Raw genomic sequence first — 2,805 nt, 5'->3', positions numbered from 1 at the left:
TGTCGAACTCGATGGTGGCCTTGGTGTTGTCCGCGAACCCGCTGAGCTCCACGACCGTCCCCGCGCCAAAGCTGGGATGACGGACGCGCGCGCCCTTCCGCAGGGCCGGGGCATCGTCCACCTCGTCGTACTCCACCGTGTAGCCGCTGTCCGCGTCCGGGTCGTACGATGAGGGCTTGGCCGTGGACGGCGGCGCCTTCCACGCGGGAACGCCGTACAGCCGGTCGCGCCGCGTGCCGTACGGCGACGACGACTTCCAGGGCTGCTGGTACGCCGAGCGCTCCAGGATCCGGGCCGTCTGCCGCGTGTCCAGCAGCTCCGACGGGACGGATTCCAGGAACGGCGACGGCGTGCTGTCCATGTACTGCCCCCCGCGGCGGCGGCGCTTGGCGTGCGCCAGGTACAGCTTGCGCTCCGCCCGGGTCACGCCCACGTAGAACAGGCGGCGCTCCTCCTCCAGGTCCGCCGGCTCGTCGTACGCCCGCATCATGGGGAACAGCCCGTCCTCCAGCCCCGCGATGAAGACGATGGGGAACTCCAGCCCCTTGGCGTTGTGCAGCGTCATCAGCGAGACGGCGTCGGCCAGGGGGTCGTGCTGGTCCACGTCGGCCACGAGCGCCACGTGGGCCAGGAACACGTCCAGCGGGCGCGGCTGCTGCGGGGTGGCCGCGTCCACGTCGTCCGCCAGCCCGGGCTCGCCCGCCAGCTCCATCTCGAAGGTGAGCTCCGGGTCCTGCTCCTCGATGCGGCGCTGGATCTCGGCCGCGCCCGTGAGCAGCTCGTCCAGGTTCTCGATGCGGTCCTTGCCCTCCGCGCCCTCGGCCTTGAGGGCGTCGATGAGGCCGGACTCCATCATCAGCTCGCGTAGCAGCGTGTCCAGCGAGATGCCGCCTGTCCCCGCCAGCGCGGCGAACTTGCTGATGAGCGCCGCCAGTTCCGGCAGCGCCTTGCCCGCCCCGCCGCGGATGCCGTCCACCGTCGCGGCCTCCCGCGCCGCCGCCAGCAGGGGGATGCCGCGCCGGGCCGCGTGTTCGGCCAGCCGCGTAACCGTCGTGTCGCCGATGCCGCGGCGGGGCACGTTCACGATGCGCAGGAACGCCTCGTCCGCCGCCGGGTTGGCCACGAGACGCAGGTAGGCCAGCGCGTCCTTGACCTCGCGCCGCTCGTAGAACCGCGTGCCGCCGATGACGCGGTACGGCATCCCCTCGCGGCGCAGTGCCTCTTCCATGGCGCGCGATTGCGAGTTGGTGCGGTACAGGACCACGAAGTCGCGCAGGCGCAGCTCGGGGTTGTCGCTCATCCGCACGCGGATCTCCTCGGCCACCCACTGCGCCTCGTCCTGCTCGTCCGACGCCTCCACGAGCGTCACCCGCTCGCCCGCGGGGTTGTCCGTCCGCAGCGTCTTGCCCTTGCGGTGGATGTTCTCCGAGATGACGCGGTTGGCGGCGTCCAGGATGGTCTTCGTGGACCGGTAGTTCTGCTCCAGGCGGACGATGTGGGTGTCCGGGAAGTCCTTCTCGAAGTCCAGGATGTTGCGGATGTCCGCGCCCCGCCAGCCGTAGATGCTCTGGTCGTCGTCGCCCACCGTGAACAGGTTGCGGTGCTCCTCGGCCAGCAGGCGAAGAAAGACGTACTGCGCGCGGTTGGTGTCCTGGTACTCGTCGACGAGAAGAAAGCGAAAGCGGTTCGCGTAGCGCCGCAGCACGTGCGGGTGCTCGCGGAACAGCTGCACGGGCTTCACCAGCAGGTCGTCGAAGTCGAACGCGTTGGCGTCGCGCAGGGCCTGCTGGTAGAGCGGGTAGACGTCGGCGACCACGCGCTCGAACGGGTCGCGGGCGTGCGCGGCGTACGCGTCGGGGCCCGTGAGCTCGTTCTTGGCCGCGCTGATGGCGCCGTGGACGGCGCGCGGCGTGAACTTCTTGGGGTCCAGCTTGAGCGTGTCGCGGATGATGCGCTTGGTGAGCCCGTCCGCGTCCTCGGCGTCGTACACGGTGAACCCGGGCGAAAAGCCCAGCCGCTGCGCGTCGCGGCGCAGGATGCGCACGCCCACGGAGTGGAAGGTGCCAATCCACATGCCCGTGGGCTCGCGGCCCAGCGCCTTGCGGACGCGGTCGCGCATCTCGCCGGCGGCCTTGTTGGTAAAGGTCAGGGCCAGGATGCTGCCGGGATCGACGCCCATCTCGTCGATCATCCACGCGATGCGGGTGGTGAGCACGCGCGTCTTGCCGGAGCCGGCCCCTGCCAGCACGAGCAGCGGCCCCTCGAAGTGCGAGGCCGCTTCGCGCTGTTCCGGGTTCAGGTGCGAAAGGTCGAACGCCATCTACGCTGAATCGGGATCAGGATCTCGTGGACGCAGGAACCGCTGAACGGCAGTTGCTTCGAGCGATTCGCGGTTACTTCCGCACTTTCGCACTTTCGCACTTTCGCACTTTCGCACTTTCGCACTTTCGCACTTTCGCACTCCCGCACTTTCGCACTGCAGTTTCGGGCGTGCCCCTCCGCTGCGCTCCGGGTCGGGCTGCGCGCGCCGTAGGCAACGATACGACTGTTGCCAACGGCGCCGGGCCACCTCCGCAAGACGGCACGATACGGCTGTGCCGCCTTGCTCCGCCGTCCCGGCCCTCCGGGCGCGCATCCCTCACGCAACTACGACGCGGGCGCCAGGTTCGGAGCGAAACAGCGGAGTATCTCTCGCCCGCGGAGGGCCCCCTCCCCCCGGCCCCCTGCCCCCGCTTCGCGGGGGAGGGGGAGAACTGCATGGACGAGGTTCCGTCCACCGCGCGAAAGTCTCCGCCTACACTAACC

At 69.8% G+C, this 2,805-nt stretch carries 1 protein-coding gene; it reads right to left on the bottom strand.

What is annotated here, in order from left to right:
- Positions 1-2,320: ATP-dependent helicase (locus VFZ20_RS26685; RefSeq protein WP_329687010.1), on the bottom strand; the 2,320-nt coding region annotated here is incomplete at its 3' end.
- Positions 2,321-2,805: the final 485 nt, after the last annotated feature.

Origin of the sequence: Longimicrobium sp., from assembly GCF_036280135.1 — a bacterium.
GTDB lineage: Bacteria > Gemmatimonadota > Gemmatimonadetes > Longimicrobiales > Longimicrobiaceae > Longimicrobium.
Note: the sequence above shows the minus strand (reverse complement) of the source record. Positions and strands in the feature narration are given on the sequence as shown.